The organism is Streptomyces sp. DG1A-41 (assembly GCF_037055355.1).
Classification (GTDB): Bacteria; Actinomycetota; Actinomycetes; order Streptomycetales; family Streptomycetaceae; genus Streptomyces.
In genome coordinates, this window is record NZ_CP146350.1 from 1,671,546 (window position 1) to 1,693,176 (window position 21,631).

The 21,631-nt window shown below is 71.9% G+C and carries 17 protein-coding genes, 1 tRNA gene and 1 pseudogene; 9 read left to right on the forward strand and 10 right to left on the reverse strand.

What is annotated here, in order from left to right; all coding sequences use genetic code 11:
- Positions 1-30: 30 nt before the first annotated feature.
- Positions 31-702 carry a FadR/GntR family transcriptional regulator gene (locus tag V8690_RS07870; protein WP_338776811.1) on the forward strand — a complete coding sequence of 224 codons (672 nt, stop codon included), beginning with the start codon at positions 31-33 and terminating at the stop codon, positions 700-702.
- Between the two features lie 157 nt (positions 703-859).
- A pseudogene (locus V8690_RS07875) lies at positions 860-1,844 on the forward strand (PAC2 family protein).
- A 56-nt stretch (positions 1,845-1,900) separates the two neighbouring features.
- Here V8690_RS07875 and mshC read toward each other — a convergent pair.
- The 4 genes from mshC to V8690_RS07895 all read right to left on the reverse strand — a co-directional run bounded on the left by mshC (position 1,901) and on the right by V8690_RS07895 (position 5,374).
- Positions 1,901-3,130 (reverse strand): cysteine--1-D-myo-inosityl 2-amino-2-deoxy-alpha-D-glucopyranoside ligase, encoded by a 1,230-nt coding sequence (mshC, locus tag V8690_RS07880; RefSeq protein WP_338776812.1) that lies wholly within the window; start codon positions 3,128-3,130, stop codon positions 1,901-1,903.
- Between the two features lie 94 nt (positions 3,131-3,224).
- Positions 3,225-4,055: an SCO1664 family protein gene (locus V8690_RS07885; RefSeq protein WP_338776814.1), complete on the reverse strand. Its 831-nt coding sequence runs from the start codon at positions 4,053-4,055 to the stop codon at positions 3,225-3,227.
- Positions 4,019-4,609, reverse strand: a complete 591-nt coding sequence (locus V8690_RS07890; protein WP_338776816.1) for a DUF3090 domain-containing protein — start codon at positions 4,607-4,609, stop codon at positions 4,019-4,021. Before V8690_RS07890 ends, V8690_RS07885 begins: the two co-directional genes overlap by 37 nt.
- A gap of 78 nt (positions 4,610-4,687) precedes the next feature.
- Positions 4,688-5,374 carry a histidine phosphatase family protein gene (locus tag V8690_RS07895; RefSeq protein WP_338776817.1) on the reverse strand — a complete coding sequence of 229 codons (687 nt, stop codon included), beginning with the start codon at positions 5,372-5,374 and terminating at the stop codon, positions 4,688-4,690.
- A gap of 61 nt (positions 5,375-5,435) precedes the next feature.
- Here V8690_RS07895 and corA point away from each other — a divergent pair, with 61 nt between their 5' ends.
- Positions 5,436-6,431, forward strand: coding sequence for a magnesium/cobalt transporter CorA (gene corA, locus V8690_RS07900; protein WP_338776819.1), 996 nt, complete (start codon positions 5,436-5,438; stop codon positions 6,429-6,431).
- 11 nt (positions 6,432-6,442) lie between these two features.
- Here the strand turns inward: corA and V8690_RS07905 are convergent, their stop codons facing one another.
- Together V8690_RS07905 and V8690_RS07910 are read right to left on the reverse strand one after the other, a co-directional pair.
- Positions 6,443-7,231 (reverse strand): ferritin-like domain-containing protein, encoded by a 789-nt coding sequence (locus V8690_RS07905; protein ID WP_338776821.1) that lies wholly within the window; start codon positions 7,229-7,231, stop codon positions 6,443-6,445.
- 279 nt (positions 7,232-7,510) lie between these two features.
- On the reverse strand, positions 7,511-8,566 hold the full coding sequence (locus tag V8690_RS07910) for an LLM class F420-dependent oxidoreductase (RefSeq protein ID WP_338776823.1): 1,056 nt from the start codon (positions 8,564-8,566) through the stop codon (positions 7,511-7,513).
- 168 nt (positions 8,567-8,734) lie between these two features.
- Here V8690_RS07910 and V8690_RS07915 point away from each other — a divergent pair, with 168 nt between their 5' ends.
- Positions 8,735-9,721: an aldo/keto reductase gene (locus tag V8690_RS07915; protein ID WP_338776826.1), complete on the forward strand. Its 987-nt coding sequence runs from the start codon at positions 8,735-8,737 to the stop codon at positions 9,719-9,721.
- A gap of 97 nt (positions 9,722-9,818) precedes the next feature.
- Positions 9,819-11,990, forward strand: a complete 2,172-nt coding sequence (locus V8690_RS07920; protein ID WP_338776827.1) for a helix-hairpin-helix domain-containing protein — start codon at positions 9,819-9,821, stop codon at positions 11,988-11,990.
- 65 nt (positions 11,991-12,055) lie between these two features.
- On the opposite strand, the gene V8690_RS07925 is transcribed toward V8690_RS07920, so the two are convergent.
- Positions 12,056-12,772 (reverse strand): hypothetical protein, encoded by a 717-nt coding sequence (locus V8690_RS07925; protein ID WP_338776829.1) that lies wholly within the window; start codon positions 12,770-12,772, stop codon positions 12,056-12,058.
- A 47-nt stretch (positions 12,773-12,819) separates the two neighbouring features.
- On the opposite strand from V8690_RS07925, the gene V8690_RS07930 reads away from it, so the two are divergent.
- The gene (locus V8690_RS07930; protein ID WP_010045410.1) at positions 12,820-13,008 is read left to right on the forward strand and encodes a DUF5703 family protein; all 189 of its coding nucleotides are present in this window, start codon (positions 12,820-12,822) and stop codon (positions 13,006-13,008) included.
- 98 nt (positions 13,009-13,106) lie between these two features.
- Here the strand turns inward: V8690_RS07930 and V8690_RS07935 are convergent, their stop codons facing one another.
- The 3 genes from V8690_RS07935 to V8690_RS07945 form a co-directional block, all read right to left on the reverse strand.
- Complete coding sequence (locus tag V8690_RS07935) at positions 13,107-13,961, reverse strand: chaplin family protein (RefSeq protein ID WP_338776831.1); 855 nt, start codon at positions 13,959-13,961, stop codon at positions 13,107-13,109.
- Positions 13,962-14,090: 129 nt separating this feature from the next.
- Positions 14,091-14,324 carry a chaplin ChpH gene (chpH, locus tag V8690_RS07940; RefSeq protein ID WP_338776833.1) on the reverse strand — a complete coding sequence of 78 codons (234 nt, stop codon included), beginning with the start codon at positions 14,322-14,324 and terminating at the stop codon, positions 14,091-14,093.
- Positions 14,325-14,474: 150 nt separating this feature from the next.
- Positions 14,475-15,800 carry a M20/M25/M40 family metallo-hydrolase gene (locus V8690_RS07945; RefSeq protein WP_338776835.1) on the reverse strand — a complete coding sequence of 442 codons (1,326 nt, stop codon included), beginning with the start codon at positions 15,798-15,800 and terminating at the stop codon, positions 14,475-14,477.
- 194 nt (positions 15,801-15,994) lie between these two features.
- Between V8690_RS07945 and V8690_RS07950 the strand changes: the two genes are divergently transcribed.
- The 3 genes from V8690_RS07950 (at position 15,995) to V8690_RS07960 (ending at position 21,631) form a co-directional block, all read left to right on the forward strand.
- Positions 15,995-16,079 (forward strand) — tRNA-Leu (locus V8690_RS07950).
- Between the two features lie 274 nt (positions 16,080-16,353).
- A complete protein-coding gene (locus V8690_RS07955) occupies positions 16,354-20,340 on the forward strand; it encodes a Pls/PosA family non-ribosomal peptide synthetase (protein ID WP_338776837.1) in 3,987 nt (1,328 codons plus the stop codon).
- The gene (locus V8690_RS07960; protein WP_338776839.1) at positions 20,288-21,631 is read left to right on the forward strand and encodes a M1 family metallopeptidase; all 1,344 of its coding nucleotides are present in this window, start codon (positions 20,288-20,290) and stop codon (positions 21,629-21,631) included. The genes V8690_RS07955 and V8690_RS07960 overlap by 53 nt, the downstream gene beginning before the upstream one ends.

A 21,631-nucleotide genomic window follows, 5' to 3' on the forward strand; every position in this document is an offset into this window, starting at 1 on the left:
CGGAGGTCTTGAACGACAGGGAGGCCGGCCATGGCAGTCACCGACGAGGCGATCGAGAAGATCAAGGGCATGATCGTCTCCGGCGCGCTGCGGCCGGGTGACCGGCTGCCCAAGGAGAGCGAACTCGCCGCCGACCTCGGCCTGTCCCGCAACTCCCTGCGGGAGGCCGTACGCGCGCTGTCCCTCATCCGGATCCTGGACGTCCGGCAGGGCGACGGCACGTACGTCACCAGCCTCGACCCGCAACTCCTGCTGGAGGCGCTGAGCTTCGTCGTGGACTTCCACCGCGACGACACGGTCCTGGAGTTCCTGGCCGTACGCCGCATCCTGGAGCCGGCGGCGACGGCCATGGCGGCCCTGCGGATCAGCGAACAGCAGCTCGACGCGCTCACGGCACAGCTGGACAAGCTCGGCGACGACCCGTCCGTCGAGGACCTGGTCGCCTGCGATCTGGAGTTCCACCAGGGCATCGTGCGCAGCTCGGGCAACTCCGTGCTGTGCTCGCTCCTCGACGGGCTGTCGGGCCCCACCACCCGGGCCCGGATCTGGCGCGGCCTGACCCAGGAGGACGCGGTCGGCCGCACCCTGCGCGAGCACCGGGCGATCCTCGCGGCCCTGCGGGACCGGGACGCCGAGGCGGCGCGATCCTGGGCGACGGTGCACATCGCGAGCGTGGAGCAGTGGCTGCGCTCCACACTGTGACCAGGGCCTCACGGACAGCTCGGATGAATCCGGGGTGTTCAGGGGTGGATCGCGGGGCAGTGATGGGGTCACTCCCCCTGCAAGGGGGCTGCGGGCGCCCCCTTGGCACGCCGTAAGGTTGGGGGGTACGCGAGGGCACGTCGGAAGGAGGCGCTGGGTGATCGAGCTCGAGGGGGTTCCCGAGCTGATCGACCCGGTCATGGTGGCCGCGTTCGAAGGCTGGAACGATGCCGGCGACGCCGCCTCCACCGCGGTCGCGCATCTGGACAGGGAGTGGAAGGGCGAGGTCTTCGCGGCGCTCGACGCCGAGGACTACTACGACTTCCAGGTGAACCGCCCCACGGTGTTCATGGAGGCCGGCGTCCGCAAGATCACGTGGCCGACGACAAGGTTGTCGGTGGTCCGGGTCGGCGGGGACAAGCCACGCGACCTGGTCCTCGTCCGGGGTATCGAACCGTCCATGCGGTGGCGGTCGTTCTGCAACGAACTGCTCGGCTTCGCGCACGAACTGGGCGTGGAACTGGTGGTCGTCCTGGGCGCCCTGCTCGGCGACACCCCGCACACCCGTCCGGTTCCGATCAGCGGGACGACGTCCGACCCGGACCTGGCCCGCCGCATGGACCTGGAGGAGACCAAGTACGAGGGCCCCACGGGCATCGTCGGCGTCCTCCAGGAAGCCTGCACTCACGCGGGCGTGCCAGGCCGTCTCACTGTGGGCGGCGGTGCCGCACTACGTGTCGCAGCCGCCGAACCCGAAGGCCACGCTGGCCCTCCTGAACCGGTTGGAGGACCTGATCGACGTGCGCATCCCGCTGGGCGAGCTGCCCGAGGACGCGCGCGCCTGGCAGGTCGGCGTGGACCAGCTGGCCGCCGAGGACAGCGAGGTCGCCGAGTACGTCCAGTCACTGGAGGAGGCCCGGGACACGGCCGAGCTGCCGGAGGCGTCGGGTGAGGCGATCGCCCGCGAGTTCGAGCGCTATCTGCGCCGCCGGGACGGCGGCGGACCGACCGCCTCCGGCGGCCACGCCACGGCGGACGGCAGCGACAGCACGTCGTACCTGCGGGACAACCCCAGCGGCCGTACCCGCCCGCCGAAGCCGCCCAAGGCGGGCACGGACGACGAGGAGTCGCCGGAGGACTGAGCACAGCAGAAGGGGCGCCTCCCGGCCCGGGATGCGCCCCTTCGCGTGCGGTACGGCTACAGCGCGACGCCGAGCAGCGCGTCCACCGCCCGGGAGACCACCCCGGGGGCGCCCTCGTCCGTTCCGCCGCTCTGCTCCTGCCGCGCGGTCCAGCGGTCGACCGCGATGAGTGCGGCCGGGGCGTCCAGGTCGTCGGCGAGGGCCTCGCGGATCTCCTGCACGAGCGCCTCCGCCGGCGGCCCGTCGGGCCGGGACACGGCGGCCCGCCAGCGCCCGAGCCGGGCGACGGCGTCCCGGAGGACCTGGTCGGTCCACTCCCAGTCGGCGCGGTAGTGGTGGGCGAGCAGCGCGAGCCGGATGGCGGCCGGGTCGACGCCGTCGCGCCGGAGCTTGGAGACGAAGACCAGGTTGCCCTTGGACTTGGACATCTTCTCGCCGTCGAGGGCGACCATGCCGGCGTGCACGTACGCCTTGGCCATGGGGAACTCGCCGGTGAGGGCCTGGGCGTGCGAGGCGCCCATCTCGTGGTGCGGGAAGGCCAGGTCGGAGCCGCCGCCCTGGATGTCGAAGCCCATGCCGAGGTGGTCGAGGGCGATGGCCACGCACTCGATGTGCCAGCCGGGCCGTCCGCGCCCGAGCGAGGCGCCGTCCCAGCTGGGCTCGCCCTCCCGGGCCGCCATCCACAGCATCGGGTCGAGCGGGTTCTTCTTGCCCGGCCGGTCCGGGTCGCCGCCGCGCTCGGCGGACAGCAGCCGCATCGCCGCGGCATCCAGCCCGGAGACCTTGCCGAAGTGCGGGTCGGACTCAACCGAAAAGTAGACGTCGCCTTCGAGTTCGTACGCCGCGCCCATGTCCCGCAGCCGCTCGACGAGCGGGACGATCCCGGGTATCGCCTCGACGGCGCCTATGTACTGCCGCGGCGGCAGCATCCGCAGGGCCGTCATGTCCTCACGGAAGAGGGCCGTCTCCTTCTCGGCGAGGGCTGCCCAGTCGAGGCCGTCGCGCTGGGCCCGCTCCAGGAGGGGGTCGTCGACGTCGGTGACGTTCTGGACGTAGTGAACCTGCCGCTTGGTGTCGAGCCACACGCGCTGCACGAGGTCGAACGCGTTGTAGGTCGCCGCGTGTCCTATGTGCGTGGCGTCGTACGGGGTGATGCCACAGACGTAGATACGGGCGACGGGACCGGGGTCGAGGGTGACCAGACCGCCGGTCGCGGTGTCGTGGATCCTCAGGTCGCGGCCCTGACCAGGCAGGGCGGGGACCTCGGAAGCGGGCCAGGCATGCATGTCATGAGCCTAACCGGACTGAAGTTCCATATACGAATGGGAGCGGGCCGGACGGCCGAGAAGGCGCTCTTGCGAGAGTTCGGCCTATGTGCCGCTACACCGGCGGCCAGGGAATCGCCGGCCACTCCCCGCTCGGCTCCGGATGCTTTCCCGAGGCGAGCAACGCGCCGACCCGCGCGCGCGTGGCGTCGATCTCCGCGCCGGTGATCAGCGGCTGGAGCCGGGCGGTGAGGGGACCGTCCTCCGCCAGGTCCTTCCTGAGGCCTTCGAGGACGTCGACGGCCTCCCGTGTGAGGGGCTCCCCCGCCCACCCCCACAGCAGGGTCCGCAACTTGTTCTCGACGTTGAAGGTGACCCCGTGGTCGATCCCGTACAGCCGTCCCTCGCCGGTCGGCAGCAGGTGCCCGCCCTTGCGGTCGGCGTTGTTGAGCACGGCGTCCAGCACCGCGAGCCGCCGCAGCCGCTCGTCGTCCGCGTGCACGAGGAGCGCGGTGCGGCCCTCGCCGACCTCGGCGAAGCCGATCGCCTTCCAGCCCGGCTCCGGTTCCTCCCCGTCGACCAGCGCGAGCAGCTCGGCCTCGGGCACCGCCTCGACCCACAGCTGGCACATGCCCTCGCCGTAGGGGCCGTCCCGCAGCACGGTGGGCGGGACGAGGCCCCAGCCGGTCGCCTCGGACACCTCGTACGCGGCGACCTCGCGCTGGGCGAGCGTCCCGTCGGGGAAGTCCCACAGGGGCCGCTCCCCGGCGACCGGCTTGTAGACACAGGCCGCGTCCCGGCCGTCGTGGGACACCGTGCAGTACAGGGCCGCGTTGGACGCCTCACGGATGCGTCCGCGCACGGTGAGTTCGCCCCGGGCGAGCAGTCCGGCGGCGTCAGGAGGAGGTGTCACGCTCCGCGGCGGTATCCGTTCTGGCGCGGACATACGTGTCCTTCCGGGTCGAGCGGGAGGCTGCACAGCGGGCACGGCGGCCGCCCGGCGTTGACGATGTCGAGGGCGCGCTTGGCGAAGGCCCTGGCCTGTGCGCCGGTGAGCCGGACCCGCAGCATCGGGGGCCCGTTCTCCTCGTCCTGGAGCAGCCGCTCCTCGGCCTCGGCGAGGTCCTCCTCGGAGTCGGCGTCGAGCTCGACGAGCGCCTGCGCCTCGACGATCATCAGCTGCTCCTCGCCGTCCCAGGCGAGCGCCATGGTGCCGACCCGGAACTCCTCCTCGATGGGGGTGTCCAGCGGAGCGGTGTCGGTGATCTCCGACGGGACGACGGCGGGGACGGCGGCGCTGCCTCCGCTACGGCGTACGACCTCGTCGAGCAGCTCGTCCATGCGTTCGGCGAGCGCGGCGACCTGGGTCTTCTCCAGGGCCACGCTGGTCACCCGGGAGCCGGCGGAGGCCTGGAGGAAGAACGAACGGCGCCCGGGCAGTCCGACCGTACCGGCCACGAAACGCTCCGGATGGTCGTAGAGGAACACCTGACGGGACACGTCCTGTCTCCATTGGAATCGTGGGAACCGTGTGACCACGGCACTGCTGCGACCGCTTCACCCTACTGCGGCCGACGATCACGGTGCGCCCGCACCACCTCCGACGGGGGCCTCGTCGCCCGGCGGTTCCTCGCGCGGCACCAGGGACGTGAAGTCCCCCGTGTCGCCGAGGCGGACGAGAAACGGTCGCAGTCGTGTGTAGCGGATCGCGGTGATGGAACACGGTTCCACGGAAATCCGCTGGAAGAGGTCCAGATGAAGTCCGAGTGCGTCCGCGACGAGCGACTTGATGATGTCGCCGTGCGAGCACATGAGGTAGACGGCGTCGGCGCCGTGGTCGCGCTCCACGCGCGCGTTCCACTCGCGTACGGCCTCGGCGGCGCGTGTCTGCATGGCGCGCATCGACTCCCCGCCGGGGAACGCCGCCGCGGACGGGTGCGCCTGCACCACCTCCATCAGGGGCTGGTCCTTGAGCTCGTCGAGCTTGCGCCCCGACCAGTCGCCGTAGTGGCACTCGCCGATGCGCTCGTCGGTGTGCGGGGTGAGTTCCGGCCGGGTCTGGAGGAGAGGCCGGATCGTCTCCTGGCAGCGCTGGAGCGGGCTGGTGACGATCTCGGCGAGCGGCAGTTCGGCGAGCCGCCCGGGCAGCGCGGCGGCCTGCGCCGCGCCGCGTTCGTCGAGGGCGACACCGGGCGTCCAGCCGGCGAGCACTCCCTCGGTGTTGGCGGTGGAACGTCCATGCCGGACCAGGATCAACGTGGGCATGCGGTCCAGCGTAGGCGCACGCGCGCGTACGGTGTCCTTCGAATGACGGGAGACTCTCTTCGTGATCGTCGACTGTGCCATCTACCGCGACGGACACCGGTCGGAAGGGCCGGAGGACTTCTCCGACGCCCTGAGTGAGGCCCGTGCGGCGGGCGGTTTCGTGTGGATCGGGCTGCACGAGCCGACAGAGCGCGAATTCGACCTGGTGACCCAGGAGTTCGGGCTGCATCCACTGGCCGTCGAGGACGCCCTCAAGGCCCACCAGCGGCCCAAACTGGAGGTGTACGACGACTCGCTGTTCGTGGTGCTCAAGCCGGTGGCGTACGAGCCGGAGAGCGACACCGTCTCCGCCGGCGAGATCATGGTCTTCCTGGGCGACTCGTTCGCCGTGACCGTCCGGCACGGCGAGGCAGCCCCGCTCAAGGCCGTACGGCACCGGCTGGAGCACGAGCCGGACCTGCTGGGCAACGGCCCCACCGCCGTGCTCTACGCGGTCGCCGACGCCGCCGTCGATCATTATCTGGACGTCGCGACCGAGCTCCAGGCCGACCTGGAGGGGCTGGAGGCGGAGGTCTTCTCACCGGACGGCGGGGGCTCGCGGCACACCGCGTCCCGGATCTACAACTTCAAACGGCAGGTTCTGGAGTTCCGCCGGGCGACCGGGCCGCTGGCCCTGCCGATGAGCCGGCTGGCGGGCACGGCGCCGTCCGGCGTGGCGGTGCCGTTCGTGGACGACCGGGCCCGGCCGTTCTTCCGCGACGTCAGCGACCACCTCACGCGCGTGAACGAGTCCGTGGAGAACCTCGACCGGCTGGTGTCGGACATCCTCTCCGCGCACCTGGCGCAGATGAGCGTCCGGCAGAACGACGACATGCGGAAGATCTCCGCGTGGGCCGCCATGGCCGCGATCCCCACGATGATCGCGGGGATCTACGGCATGAACTTCGAGCACATGCCCGAGCTGCGCTGGGAGTGGTCCTATCCGGTGCTGATCGCGGTGATGGCCGTTCTCGAGGTGCTGGTGTTCCGGCTGTTCAAGCGCCGGGGCTGGTTGTAGACCGGGCCGACTCAGGCGAACTCGGGTGCCGCGGAGGCGGGTCCGCCGAGGGCGTCGCGGCGCTCGGGCATCTTCAGCGACACCATCCGGCGCCAGCCGCCCAGCCGCTCGTACGCGTACATCGCGTGGATGCCCGCCGCGAGCACCGCCGACTTGGCCTTGGACCAGCCGAGGATGCGGCCCATGTGCGCCATGACCGCGAGGCTGACGTCCCGGTAGACGCGGATCTCGGCGAGCGCGCACGCCCGCAGGGTCCCCCGGATGGCCCGGCCGTGGCCGGCGTGGGCGAAGCGCAGCAGTTCCTCGTGGCAGTAGGCGAGGTGGTTGTCCTCGTCGTTGGAGATCTGCCTGACCGCGCGGCCGATGTCGGGGTCGTCGGCGAAGTGCTTGCGGAGTAGTTCCATCTGCTCGGAGGCGCGCTGTTCGGTGACCCTGCTGTGCGAGAGGTACATGACGATGTCCTGGACCGTGAGCGGCTCGTCGCGCCCGAGCTGCTCGTGCGCGAGGCCGATGCCGTTCTTCTCCAGGAGCATGGTGTAGTCGGTTTCGGGCGGGACCTGGACGGGGTCGAGGCCGCGCTTCTTCATCAGGGCGTTGAAGATCCGGCCGTGCTTGTCCTCGTCGGCACCGTGCCGGGTGATCTTGGGGGCGAGTTCCCGCTCGCTTTCGGGGACGAGCGCGGCGATACGGGCGTTCTCCCAGCCGCCCTGGGACTCACCGCTCGCCGCGATGGAGCAGAACAGGGCGAAGGACTCGTCGTTGGCGAGGATCTCCTGGAACACACTCTTGGCCGAAAGCATCGTGAGAGCACCTCTCCCGCGCACGTGCGCGTGCTGCGTGATTCCGCAGAGAACGAGTCAAGTGCGGGGCGGCAGGTGTGGCAACAGGTACGTCGGACAACTCCGCCGAACGGAGGACACGGGAGCCCGGCATGGCCGCGGGCGGTGGTGTCCCCGAGGCGAGGGAGATTTCGGCGTAACCGCTCGCGGCGCACGGCGTTGTTCTGCGTGACGGCCGTGGCGGGGAAGACCCCCGAGCCCCCACCACGGCCGCAGACAACTCCGCCGGGCTCCGCCGTGTCAGGCGAGGCCGGCGCGCTCCAGGGCCTCGGTGCCGGCGCGGAGGGACGCGAGCCGCTCGTCGAGCGTGAAGCCCGCCGGGGCGAGGCTCAGGGTGGTGACGCCGGCCTCCGCGTAGGCCTTCATCCGGTCCGCGATCCGGTCGACGGAACCCAGCAGCGCGGTCTTGTCGATCAGCTCGTGCGGTACGGCGGCCGCGGCGCCCTGCTTGTCGCCGGACAGGTACTTGCCCTGGATCTCGGCGGCCTCCTTCTCGTAGCCCATGCGCTGGGCGAGCTGGTTGTAGAAGTTCTGCTTGGGGCTGCCCATGCCGCCGACGTACAGCGCGGTGTAGGGGCGGAAGGTGTCGGCGAGCGCGGCGACGTCCTTGTCGTCGCCGACGGCGAGCGGGAGGGTCGGGCAGACGTCGAAGCCGTCGAGGGTCTTGCCCGCCTTCTCGCGGCCGGCCCGCAGGTACTTGATCGTCGTGTCCTCGAGGTGCTCGGCGGAGGGGAAGATCAGCAGAGCGCCGTCGGCGATCTCGCCGGTCTGCTCCAGGTTCTTCGGGCCGATCGCGGCGACGTACAGCGGAATGTGCTCGCGCTGCGGGTGCACGGTCAGCTTGAGGGGCTTGCCGGGGCCGCCGGGCAGGGGCAGCGTCCAGTGCGCGCCCTCGTAGGACAGGCGCTCGCGGGTCATGGCCTTGCGGACGATCTCGACGTACTCACGCGTGCGTGCCAGCGGCTTGTCGAACTTGACGCCGTACCAGCCTTCGGAGACCTGCGGGCCGGAGACGCCGAGGCCGAGACGGAAGCGGCCGCCGGAGAGGGAGTCGAGGGTGGCTGCCGTCATGGCGGTCATCGCGGGCTGGCGGGCCGGGATCTGGAAGATCGCGGAGCCGACGTCGATACGTTCGGTCTGGGCGGCGACCCAGGTCAGTACGGTGGCGGCGTCGGAGCCGTAGGCCTCGGCGGCCCAGCAGACGGCGTATCCGAGCCGGTCGGCCTCCTGGGCGACGGCCAGATTGTCCGCGTCCATTCCGGCACCCCAGTAGCCGAGGTTGATACCGAGCTGCATGCCGAATCCCCTTACCGATCAGTAACGTGCACGTGCGGAGACCTTAGCGCGCGGCTCGGCGGGGACCTAGCCACGGGCAGCGGTGCCGGACGACTGGCGGCCAGGCTCGGGAAATCGGCTGTCCGCAGCCCCCCACACGGAAGGTTCTGGCCAGTAATCTCGGCGTTCATGGAGCAGAGGCATCTCGGCCGCACCGGCCTGCGTGTGTCCCGGATCGGACTCGGCACCCTGACCTGGGGACGGGACACCGACGAGCACGACGCCGCGGACCTGATGAAGACGTTCTGGGAAGCGGGCGGGACCCTCGTCGACACCGCGGACGTGTACGGCGACGGAGAGGCCGAGTACCTGCTCGGCAAGCTCATGGAGGGCCTGGTGCCCCGCCGGGACCTGGTCATCTCGACCAAGGCCGGCAGCGTGCCGGACCCCGACCGCCGCTTCGACACCTCCCGCGGCCATCTGCTCTCCGCGCTGGACGCCTCGCTCTCCCGGCTCGGCACCGACTACGTCGACCTGTGGCACGTGCACGCCTTCGACCCGGACACCCCGCTGGAGGAGACCCTCCAGGCCCTCGACCTCGCGGTCGCCAGCGGCCGTGCCCGCTACGCCGCCGTCTCCAACTTCTGCGGCTGGCAGCTGGCCAAGGCCGCGACCTGGCAGCTGGCGGCCCCCGGCACCCGGACCCGGCTGGCGGCTACGCAGCTTGAGTACTCGCTGCTCCAGCGGGGCGTCGAGCGCGAGGTGCTGCCGGCCGCGCTGGACCTGGGCATCGGGCTGCTGCCGTCCTCGCCGCTGGGGCGCGGGGTGCTGACGGGCAAGTACCGGGGCGACACGACGCCGCCGGACTCGCGCGGTGCCTCGGAGCACCTCGCACCGTTCGTCGCGCCGTATCTGGACGACACGGCGAGGCGCATCGTGGACGCCGTGACGACCGCGGCCGACGGTCTCGCGGTGACGCCGCTCCAGGTGGCGCTGGCCTGGGTCCGCGACCGGCCGGGGGTGGCCGCGCCCATCGTCGGCGCGCGCAACGCGCAGCAGCTCACGGTGGCATTGTCAGTGGAGACCCTTAGTCTTCCTGACGAGATCTGCCGGGCGCTCGACGACGTGTCGGCGCCTGTGCACCGCTATCCCGATCACGACTGGAGCACGCTGTGAGCACGGAGCCGGAGACCACGGAGGACGCCGAGCCGGGGATGCCGACCGGTGGTGCGGAGACCGAGGGGACCGAGGGGGAGCAGCCGGTTCCGGTGAGGTGCCCGAGGGCGGTGGGACCGAGGGGGACACAGCCGGTTCCGATGCGGCGTCCGCGACCGAGGGAACCGAAGGGGACGCAGCCGCTTCCGGTGAGGCGTCCGAGGCCGAGGCCGAGCTGCGGGCCCAGCGGGCCGTGCGGGAGCGTATCGAGCAGCGCAAGGCCGAGAAGAAGGCGCCGATCGAGGCCGGCACCAAGCTGAGCGGCAGGGCCGCCGATCTGCTCGCGGCCGTACGGGCCGTGGAGAGCGGCGAGAAGCCGGTCGCCGCGGTGTTCGCGGAGCCCGAGCCCGCCCCCCGGCGTTCCGCGCCGGAGCCGGTACGGCGGCCGCAGCCGGTGGCGGTCGAGGCCGTCGCCGCGTTGGCGGCTCCCGCGCCGGCGGCCGTGCAGGCCGTGCGGCAGGTGCTCGGCGAGGGCGGTGCCCCCGAGGCGCTCGCGCCACAGGTGGCCGCGGCACTCGGCGAGGGCGCGGACGAGCTGCTGCGCGCGGATCCCTGGCAGTTGCTGCGGGTCGCCGGCGTGCGGCCCGAGCAGGCCGACGGGTTCGCGCGGGCCCTGCTCGGCGCCGAGTGCGGTCCGGACGACGAGCGGCGGGGCCGGGCCGTCACCGTCTGGCTCCTGGAGCAGGCCGCGCTGGCCGGGCACACCGCCCTGGAGATGCCGGCGCTCCTCGCGGCCCTGGCCCAGCGGAGCGTGCCGGGCCCCGACAGCGCCGTGCAGGACGCGATCGCGGAGGGCGACGCGCTGGTCTTCCAGGACGCCCCGGAGGAGACCGGTGGCGCGCCGGCCGGGGCCGAGGAGGAGGGCACGGAGGAGGATGAGGAGCGTCCGGTCCGTGTCCTGGTCGGCCTTGAGCGGTACGCGCTCGCGGAGGAGAGCCTGGCCGACGGCCTGGCCCGGCTGGTGAACTCGGTTCCCCAGCAGGACGGTTCGGCCGAGGACTGGGAGCGGGCCGCCGCCGCGGCCCAGGGTTCGACGGGTGAGCTGCTCCGCGCGGTCGCCGCTCACGGACTGGTCCTGCACACCGGCGGCGAGGCCTCCCTGACCGAGCCCGCGGCACTGCTGACCGCCGCGCACACCCTCGGCCTGCGCGCCTGGGCCGCCACCCACAGCCCGATCGGCCGCACCCGCTTCGCGGCCCTGCTGCGCCGGTCCGGGGCCGCGTCGGGCACCCCATCCCCCGGCGCCCAGTCCACCGACGCTCCCTCCCCTGGCGCGCACTCCCCCGTCGCCACCGTCGCCGGACTGCTCTCCGGGGCCGAAGGGCCCGGCCGGGATGCCGACGGGGCGCTGGATCTCGATCTGCTCGTCGTGCTCGACGCGCCGCAGCTGGATGTCGAGACGGCCGCGCTGCTGACGGAGTCGCTGCCGGACGGGGCTCGGCTGGTGCTGGCCGGGGATCCGGGGGTGCTGTGGTCCGTGGGTCCGGGCCGGGTCTTCGCGGATCTGCTCGCGGCGCGGATCTGCCCGCAGGTCGCCTCGCGGCAGCCGGATCCCGGGCCGCTGGGCGAGCTGGTCTCCGGTATCGGCATCGGCGAGCTGAACCAGGTCGAGGCCCCCGGCAGGGAGGTCGTGATCGTGCCGGTGCGGGACGCGGGCGAGGCCGTGCACCGGACGGTGCAGCTCGTCGTGGACTCGGTGCCGCGGGCGATCGGCGTACCGGCCGAGGAGACGCAGGTGATCACACCGGGGCACGGCGGCGCCGTCGGCACGCGTGCGCTCAACGCGGCGTTGAAGGAGCGGCTCAATCCGGGTCCGGGCCGCTTCGGCGGCTTCGACCCCGGTGACCGGGTCGTCTACTCCCCCGTGCCGGGCCGTGCGCTGCCGGGCCGCGTGGTGAAGGCGGATGCCGAGGGGCTGCACCTGTCGTGCGAAGGCGAGGACGTCGTCGTACCCAAGGAGCGGGTGGAGCAGTCCGTACGGCACGGCTGGGCGCTCACCGCGCACCAGGCGGTGGGGAGCCGGTGGCCCGCGGTGGTCGTGGTGCTGCCCGGCGATGCCGCGCAGGCCCTCAGCCGGCCGTGGGTGTACACGGCGTTCGGGCGGGCCGACCGCCATCTGTCCGTCGTGCACGGCGTGGAACAGGCGTTGCATCGGGCCGTGGCCGAGGTTCCGGCGAAGCCCCGGACGACCCGGCTTCCGGTGCTGCTCGCTCCGCAGATCGGCAGCTGACGACGACGGCGGTGGTCACGGGGTCGCCCCCGTGACCACCGCCGCCGGGTGGCTGACGTGTGCGCTCAGCGGCGGTCCGCTTCCAGCGGCTCCAGGTCCTCGTCCTCGTCCAGGTCGGTGTCGAGGTCGTCCTCCAGCTCCTCCGCGTCGTCGTCATCGTCCTCGTCGTCGTCGACGCCGATTTCGTCGTCGAACACGGCACTGACGTCGAAGCGGCAGACCACACTCTGCGGATCGACCTGCTCGAACGGCGCCTCCAGCCACTCGCCGGGGTCGGCCGGTTCCTCCGCCGCCGTCACCCAGAGCGTGGAGTCGCCCTCCTCCAGCCCGAACTCCTTGTGCCGGGAGGCGATCTCGTCGGGCTCGAACTCGCCGAAGAGGAGGCCGAGCGCACCATGGATCGTCCCGGAGGCGGCCGGTCCGTCCTCGCCCTCCGCGGACTCGATCCGCTGCGCCTGAGCGAGCAGCCGCTGCGGCTCCGCCACCGCGTAGTCGCGTCGGATCAGTACGCTCAGCGCGTTCGGTTCATCGGGCCCGGTGTACGGGGGCAGCGCGTCCTCCGTACCGGGGATCTCGAAGGGTGTGACCTCGTCGTACCGGTCGTAGAGCAGTTCGTCGTACACCTCTGCGGCCGCGGCCAGCTGGTTGAACGCCTCGTAGACGGCCGGGTCGTCCTCTCCCGACCTGCGTTCGACCGCGGCCAGGTGGCGGTCGAGCGCGGTCTTGACCGCCTCGGCGGCGGCGCGTACCTCGGCAGCGGTGGGCTGCGCAGCATCAGACATAGTGCAGACGCTATCCGTACCAGGCCCCAGCCCGCACAATAGATGCGATGCCGGAATACGAATTTGTCGACGTGTACGTACCGCGCGGGGTCTCCCGCAAGGAGACGGCACGTCTGCTGACGGACCATGCCGAGTACGGACACTGGGAGTTGCACCGTCTGAGCCTGCTGCGCGACGGCAGCCGCAAGGTGCGGTTGCGCCGGCGGATCATCCGTCAGGTGCGGGCCACGTGGTGAGCTGAGACGGGGCACTGGGAGAAGGCACACACGGGAGCGGGCCCCGCATCGGCGGGGCCCGCTCCGTTTTCCGGGGCTGTCCGGCCTTTCCAGGGGTGTCAGGCCGAGGTGCGCGCCTTGCGGTAGAGGATCGAGCCCGCCAGCAGCGCGCCCGCGCCGGCCGGCAGGGCGAGGCCGAGCGGCAGGTCGCTGCCGGTGCTGGCGAGCTGGGAGTCGCCCTTGGGCTGGGTGACGAACTGGCCGCCCGGCTGGTTGCCGTGCGAGGAGCCGCCGGGCGTCGCGCTGTCCGCGCCGGGCGGGGGGCCAGGGGTGCCGGAGTCGCCCGGGGTGCCGGGCTTGCCGGGGTCGACCGGGTTTCCGTGATCGCCCGGATCACCAGGCTTTCCGGGGTGGCCCGGGTTGCCGGGGTCACCCGGGTTGCCGGGGTCACCCGGGTTACCCGGGTTGCCAGGCTGTCCCGGGTTCTCGCTGCCGCCGCCGGGCGGGTTGCCGTGGTGCCCGCCGGAGCCGCCGTTCGCACAGTCGTTGCCCGTGCTGTAGTTGCCGACGCCGATGACGTTGACGCTGTTGCCACAGACGTTCACCGGCGCGTGAACCGGTGCCTGGACGTGGTTGCCCGAGCCGACGCCGGGCGAGTCACTGGCATGGCCGCCGGCGTGCGAGCCGCCGTGACCGCCCGAATCGCCGGATCCCCCCGACGACGATCCACCGCCTTGGTTGGCGCACGAGTTGCCCACCGACGGGTTGAGGACACCGATCACATTGACCGTGTTCCCGCACACATTGACCGGTGCGTGCACCGGCGCCTGCACCGTGTTCCCGGACAGCACGCCGGGCGAACCCGAACTGGAGCCGTGGGCGCCGGAGTCGGCGTGAGCGGAGCCGCCCGCGGCGGCGATCACGCCGGTCGCGGCCGCCACGGTCATCAGACCCTTGCGGGTGACCTGTCGCATTCCTGAATACCTGCCTTCGGCCTGTCTCGAATTCTTCTCGAATTCCTCGAAAGAAGCGTTCGGCCCCGGAGCGCATGGCACGCGCTCCGGGACCGATGGCTCAGAACTCCCCTCGATGAGGGGGAAGCGTCACTTGTTGACGCAGGTGTTGCCGAAGGCGGGGTTCAGCAGGCCGATCACGGAGACCGTGTTGCCGCAGACGTTCACCGGGACGTGAACGGGCGCCTGAACAACGTTGCCGGAAAGGACGCCCGGGGAGTGCACGGCGGCACCCTGGGCACCCGAGTCGGCGACGGCCATGCCAGCGCCCGCGAGAACCAGCCCACCGGTGGCAGCCGCAGCAGCGACGACCTTCTTGATCATTATTCCTCCTAGTTGGCAAAGCGACCCATCTTGCGATCGCATTACCTGTAACGAGGAGGGAGTAATGAGGCTACGAGCTTATGGTCGCATTCACCCTTCCCAGTCGATCTCGCACACCCGACCGAATAGTCGTGTTTCGTGTGGGCGGTTTCAGGACGCGTCGATGAAACGGTCGAGCACCCGCGCGCCGAACTTCAGGCCCTCCACCGGCACCCGCTCGTCCACGCCGTGGAACATGCCGGCGAAGTCCAGCTCCGGCGGCAGCCTCAGCGGCGCGAAGCCGAAGCAGCGGATGCCGAGGTCGTCGAAGGACTTGGCGTCGGTGCCGCCGGAGAGCATGTACGGCACGGCCCGGGCGATCGGGTCCTCGGCGCGCAGCGCGGTCTGCATGGCGTCGACGAGCCGGCCGTCGAAGTCGGTCTCCAGCGCCTTGTCGGCGTGCACGTCCTCCCGCTTCACGCGCGGGCCGAGGATGCGGTCGAGGTCGGCGAGGAACTCCTCCTCGTAGCCGGGCAGGAAGCGGCCGTCGACGTGCGCGGTGGCCTGGCCGGGGATGACGTTGACCTTGTAGCCGGCGCCCAGCATGGTCGGGGCCGCCGAGTTGCGCAGGGTCGTGCCGATCATCCGCGCGATGCCGCCGAGCTTGGCGAGGGTCTCGTCCATGTTCTCGGGGTCCAGCTCGACGCCGAGCGCGTCGGAGAGCTCGTCGAGGAAGGCCCGTACGGTCTTGGTGACCCGGACCGGCCAGGTGTGCCGGCCGAGCCGGGCGACCGCCTCGCACAGCTCCGTGATCGCGTTGTCGGTGTTGGTCATCGAGCCGTGGCCGGCCGTGCCGTCGACCGTGAGCCGCATCCAGTGCATGCCCTTCTCGGCGGTCTCGACGAGGTAGAGCCGCAGCTTCTCGTTGACCGTGAAGGAGAAGCCGCCGACCTCGCCGATCGCCTCGGTGACGCCCTCGAACAGATCGGGGTGCTTGCGCACGAGGTGCTTGGCGCCGTAGGTGCCGCCCGCCTCCTCGTCCGCGAGGAACGCGAGGACGATGTCGCGCGGCGGTTTGCGCCCGCTGCGCAGCCGGTCCCGGACGACCGCGAGGGTCATCGCGTCCATGTCCTTCATGTCGACTGCACCGCGGCCCCACACACAGCCGTCGGCGATCTCACCGGAGAAGGGGTGGTGGGTCCAGTCGTCCGCGTTCGCCGGTACGACGTCGGTGTGGCCGTGGATGAGGAGCGCGGGCCGGGACGGGTCCTCGCCCTCGATCCGGGCCACCGTGGAGGCGCGGCCCGGGTGCGACTCGAAGATCTGCGGTTCGAGTCCCACCTCGGCGAGCTTCTCGGCGACGTACTCCGCCGCTTTGCGCTCGCCCGGACCCGAGTGGTCGCCGTAGTTGCTGGTGTCGATCTGGATCAGCTCGCGGCAGAGGTCCACGACCTCGTCCTCGCCGGTGACGTTCCTGGCCGTGTCCGTCTCGCTCACGTGCTTCCTCCCGGTGTCACTGCTGGTGGGTCCCCCTCATCCTCCCTCCCCCGGCCCGCACCCCAAGACCGCTCCCGGTCCGTCACACGTCGTTCACGCCCGGCCGGGTGCGGGCGGGGGGTGATCGGTCACCCCTGAGAGCCTGGTAATGTTTACGTCGTCGCCACGGGGAAAACCCGCGCGACAGACACCTTGTCCGGGTGGCGGAATGGCAGACGCGCTAGCTTGAGGTGCTAGTGCCCTTTATCGGGCGTGGGGGTTCAAGTCCCCCCTCGGACACGGAGCGAACAGCCCCTCTCATCGAGGGGCTGTTCGTGGTTTCGGGGGAAAATGTGGGCGACATCTCGCCATGCCGGGAGAAGCCCAGGTGGGAGCGGGCGGCGCTGTGCCTCCGGGGGTGTCTCGCGTTCCCCTCCCAGTGGCGGACATGACAGGACTAAGTCACCCGGACACTAGAGTGTTGGGCTTGTTCGCGCCGGAACGGAACATCCCCAGGCAGACCTGCGGGCCCGACGGCGCCCCGGATGGTCCGGGTTCGAGACGCGAGGATCCGATGGCCGCCCTGCACGAAAGCCCCGACCTCAGCCTGCTGGACCCGGAGTTGAGCACAGGTCTCCGCGACCTGGCCCGCTTCTCCGCCGGTCCCGCGGCCTCGCCCCGCACTCTGGTCGATGTCTTCGAGGCGTCCGTACGTTCGTATCCCGACGAGCCCGCGCTCGACGACGGCCACCGGCTGCTCACCTACCGCGCGCTGGCGGTCGAGGTGGAGCACCTGCGGCAGCGGCTGGCCGCCATGGACGTCGGGCTCGGGGACCGCGTCGGGGTCCGGGTCCCGTCGGGCACCAACGACCTGTACGTGGCGATCCTCGCGGTGCTGGCCGCCGGTGCCGCGTACGTGCCCGTGGACGCCGAGGACCCCGACGAGCGGGCCGATCTGGTCTTCGGCGAGGCCGGGGTGCGGGCGGTCATCGGGGCCGGTCACGAGCTGACCGTCGGCGGTGCCGCCGGCCATGCCGCCGCCCGGCCCGGTGCCGGGCACGACGCGTGGATCATCTTCACCTCCGGCTCCACCGGGAAGCCCAAGGGCGTGGCCGTCAGCCACCGCAGCGCCGCCGCCTTCGTGGACGCGGAGGCCGGCCTGTTCCTGACCGACGAGCCGATCGGGCCCGGCGACCGGGTCATGGCGGGGCTGTCCGTCGCGTTCGACGCGTCCTGCGAGGAAATGTGGCTGGCGTGGCGGTACGGCGCCTGTCTGGTGCCGGTGCCGCGCTCGCAGGTCAGGAGTGGTGCCGATCTCGGGCCCTGGCTGGTCGAGCAGGAGATCACCGTCGTGTCCACCGTGCCGACGCTGGCGGCGCTGTGGGAGCCGGAGACGCTCAACGACGTACGCCTGCTGATCTTCGGCGGGGAGGCGTGCCCTCCCGAGCTGGCGCAGCGTCTGGTGACCGAGGGGCGCGAGGTGTGGAACACCTACGGGCCAACCGAGGCGACGGTCGTGGCGTGCGCGTCGCTGATGAGCGGCGAGGAGCCGATCCGGATCGGACTGCCGCTGGACGGCTGGGAGCTGGCCGTCGTCGACGAGGCCGGGGAGCCCGTGCCGATGGGCGGCAGTGGACAGCTGGTGATCGGCGGGGTCGGACTCGCCCGGTATCTCGACGCCGAGAAGGACGCGGAGAAGTACGCGCCGCTTCAGTCGCTGGGCTGGGAGCGGGCGTATCGCAGCGGTGACCTGGTGCGGGCCGAGCCGGATGGGCTGGTCTTCCTCGGGCGGGCCGACGAGCAGATCAAGCTCGGTGGGCGCCGTATCGAGCTCGGTGAGGTGGACGCGGCGCTCCAGGCGCTGCCCGGGACGGCCGGCGCCGCCGCCGCGGTGCGGACGGCCCGCAGCGGCAACCAGCTCCTCGTCGGTTACGTCGTCACCCAGGACGGCTGGGACCACTCGGCGGCCGTCGAACGACTGCGCGCCGAACTGCCCGCAGCTCTGGTGCCGTTGCTCGCGCCGGTCGACGAGCTGCCGACCCGTACCTCGGGCAAGGTGGACCGGGACGCGCTGCCCTGGCCGCTGGACGGACTGGAGACGAGCGGCCCGGCTGAGCGGCTGTACGGCACCGAGGCATGGCTCGCCGAGCAGTGGACGGAAGTCCTCGGCATTCCGGTCACCTCGGCCTCCGATGACTTCTTCGCGATCGGCGGGGGCAGTCTGGCCGCCGCCCAGCTGACGACGAGGCTGCGCACGCGCTACCCGAGCGCCGCCGTCCTCGACGTCTACCAGCGGCCCGTCCTGCGGAAACTGGCCCGGCATCTGGAGGAGTCGGCGCAGGACGACGGGGCCCGGCGGGCCGTGGCACCGGTGCCGAGGCGTGCCCAGCTCGTCCAGCTCCTGCTGCTGGTTCCGCTGTTCACGCTGCTCGGGCTGCGCTGGGCAGTGGTGCTCGCCGCGCTCGGGAACGTGCTGCCCGCCTACTCCTGGCTGCCGACGGCGCCCTGGTGGCTCGTCGCGGTCGGCGCCGTACTGCTGTTCAGCCCGCCCGGGCGCCTCGCGCTCTCCGCGAGCGGGGCTCGGTTGCTGCTGCGCGGGGTGCGGCCGGGCCGGTACCCGCGCGGCGGGAGCGTCCACCTGCGGCTGTGGACGGCCGAGCGGCTGGCCGAGTTCAGCGGGGCCACTTCGCTGACCGGGTCCTGGCTCGAACGGTACGCGCGAGCACTGGGTGCCAAGGTCGGCCAGGACGTGGACCTGCACGCGCTGCCGCCGGTCACCGGAATGCTCAAGCTGGGCCGGGGCTCGGCCGTCGAGTCCGAGGTGGACCTGTCCGGGTACTGGCTGGACGGCGACCGGCTGGAGATCGGTCCGGTGAAGGTGGGCGCCCACGCCGTCGTCGGCACGCGCAGCATGCTCTTCCCGGGCGCGCGGGTGGGCAAGCGGGCCGAGGTGGCGCCCGGTTCGACGGTCACCGGACAGATTCCCACCGGGCAGCGGTGGGCGGGCGCGCCCGCGGTCAAGCTGGGCCGGGCCAAACGCAACTGGCCCAAGGAGCGGCCCGGGCGGAGCGCGTACTGGCGTGTGATGTACGGCGTGACGGGCTTCGGGCTGACCGCGTTGCCGGTGGTCTCGGCGACTGCCGCGCTGCTGGTGGCGGGGCTGTTCGTCGGTCCGGACGCCGGGCTCGGCGCGGCCCTGCGTGGTGCCGTTCTCTCGTTGGTGCCGGCGACGCTCGCGTTCGGGCTGGCGTACGCGCTGCTGGTCGTGGTCGCGGTACGCCTGCTGAGCCTGGGGCTGCGGGAGGGCACGCACGCCACTCACAGCCGGGTGGGCTGGCAGGCATGGACCGTGACCCAGCTGATGGACCGGTCGCGGGACATGCTGTTCCCGCTGTACGCGGGGCTGGTCACGCCGGTGTGGCTGCGACTGCTCGGGATGCGGATCGGGCGGCGGGCCGAGGTATCCACCGTGCTGGCCCTGCCCAGCCTGACCAAGGTCGGCGAGGGCGCCTTCCTGGCGGACGACACGCTGACCGCGCCGTACGAGCTCGGCGGCGGCTGGCTGCGGGTCGGCCGCGCGGAGATCGGTCGGCGGGCTTTTCTCGGCAACTCGGGGATGACTGCGCCGGGGCGGAGTGTGCCGGACGGTGGACTGGTGGGCGTGCTGTCGGCGACGCCGAAGAAGGCCAAGAAGAACAGCTCGTATCTGGGGCTGCCGCCGGTGAAGCTGCCGCGTGCCGCGGCCGGCGGTGACCAGAGCCGGACCTACGACCCGCCCGCGCGGCTGCTGTGGGCGCGCGGGCTGGTAGAGCTCAGCCGGATCGTGCCGGTGTTCTGCTCGGCGGCGCTGGCGGTGGGGACGGCGGCGGCGCTGTGCGCGCTCGGGGTGTGGGCCCCCCTGCTGTCCGGTCTGGTGCTGCTCGGGGCGGGCTGCGCGGCGGGGCTCGTCTCGATCGCGGCGAAGTGGCTGCTCGTGGGACGGCATCGCGCTGGTGAGCACCCGTTGTGGAGCTCCTTCGTGTGGCGCAACGAGCTGGCGGACACCTTCGTCGAGGTGCTGGCCGTGCCGTGGCTGGCCGGTGCGGTGCCGGGCACGGCGCTGATGACGGCGTGGCTGCGCGGGCTCGGCGCGCACATCGGCAAGGGCGTGTGGGTCGAGAGCTACTGGCTGCCGGAGACGGACCTGGTGACGCTCGGGGACGCGGCGACCGTGAACCGGGGCTGTGTGCTCCAGACTCACCTCTTCCACGACCGGATCTTGCGGACGGATACTGTGGTCCTCCGTGAGGGCGCCACACTGGGCCCGGGCGGCATCGTCCTGCCCGGCAGCGCCGTCGGGGCCCGCACCACGCTGGGTCCGGCGTCCCTGGTGATGGCCGCGGAGTCCGTGCCCGACGACACGCGCTGGCTGGGCAACCCGATCGAGGCATGGCGTCGTCAGGCGGGACCCCTGGGGGCCGGAGGCCGACGGACGTCGTACGAGCGCAGTGCAGGGAGCGGACGCAACAGTGGCGGTTCAGCAGTCAGTGGGTCAGGACCCGTACTTCCCCGGCAACGGTGACCTCCGGTACCGGGTGCATCGGTACGAGCTCACGCTGGACTACCGCCCCGCGCCGAACCGGCTGTCTGGAACGGCGCGGATCAACGCCATCGCGGGCCGTGGTCAGCTCACCGAGTTCCAGCTGAACCTCGCGGACTTCCGGGTGGGACGGGTGAAGGTAGACGGCCGTGCGGCGCACTACACGCACCGGGGCGGCAAGGTGCGCGTCCGCCCCGCGAAGCCGGTGCGCGCCGGTGCCGCGTTCACCGTCGAGGTGCAGTGGTCGGGGAACCCGCGGCCGGTGAGCAGTCCCTGGGGCGGGCTCGGCTGGGAGGAGCTGGAGGACGGGGCGCTGGTGGCGAGCCAGCCGGTCGGGGCGCCGTCGTGGTACCCGTGCAACGACCGGCCCGCCGACAAGGCCTCGTACCAGATCTCGGTCACGACGCCGTCGGCCTACGCGGTGGTGGCCGGTGGACGCCTGCTCACCCGCACGACGAAGGCCTCGACGACCACCTGGGTGTACGAGCAGGCGGCGCCGACCTCCAGCTATCTGGTGGGGCTGTCGATCGGGAAGTACCAGACCGTGCTGCTGGGTGACCCGGGCCCGGGTGGGGTTCCGCAGCACGGGCACATTCCGGCGCACCTGCTCCCCCGGTTCTCCCGGGACTTCGCACGGCAGCCCGCGATGATGGAGCTGTTCCAGGAACTGTTCGGGCCGTACCCGTTCGACGAGTACGCGGTCGTCGTGACCGAGGAGGAGCTCGACGTCCCCGTCGAGGCGCAGGGGTTGTCGCTGTTCGGGTCCAACCACGTGGACGGGGCACGGGGTTCGGAGCGGCTGGTCGCGCACGAGCTGGCGCACCAGTGGTTCGGCAACAGCGTGTCCATCGCCGACTGGCGGCAGATCTGGCTGAACGAGGGGTTCGCGAAGTACGCCGAGTGGCTGTGGTCGGAGCGCTCGGGAGGCCGCGGCGCCCAGCAACTGGCCGCAGCCGCACACCGGTCGCTGTCCGCGCTGCCGCAGGACCTTCGGCTCGCCGATCCGGGGCGGAAGTCGATGTTCGACGACCGTCTCTACCAGCGCGGCGGGCTCACCCTGCACGCGGTGCGGTGCGCCCTGGGCGACGACGCCTTCTTCCGCATGCTGCGCGGCTGGGCGGGGCAGCACCGAGGCGGAGCTGTGACGACGGCGGCCTTCACCGCGCACGTGGCCCGGTTCGCGGACGAGCCGCTGGACGATCTGTTCGACGCGTGGGTGTACAGGACGGCGCTGCCGCGGCTGCCCTCGTCCGGGACGGGTGCGGCTGACTAG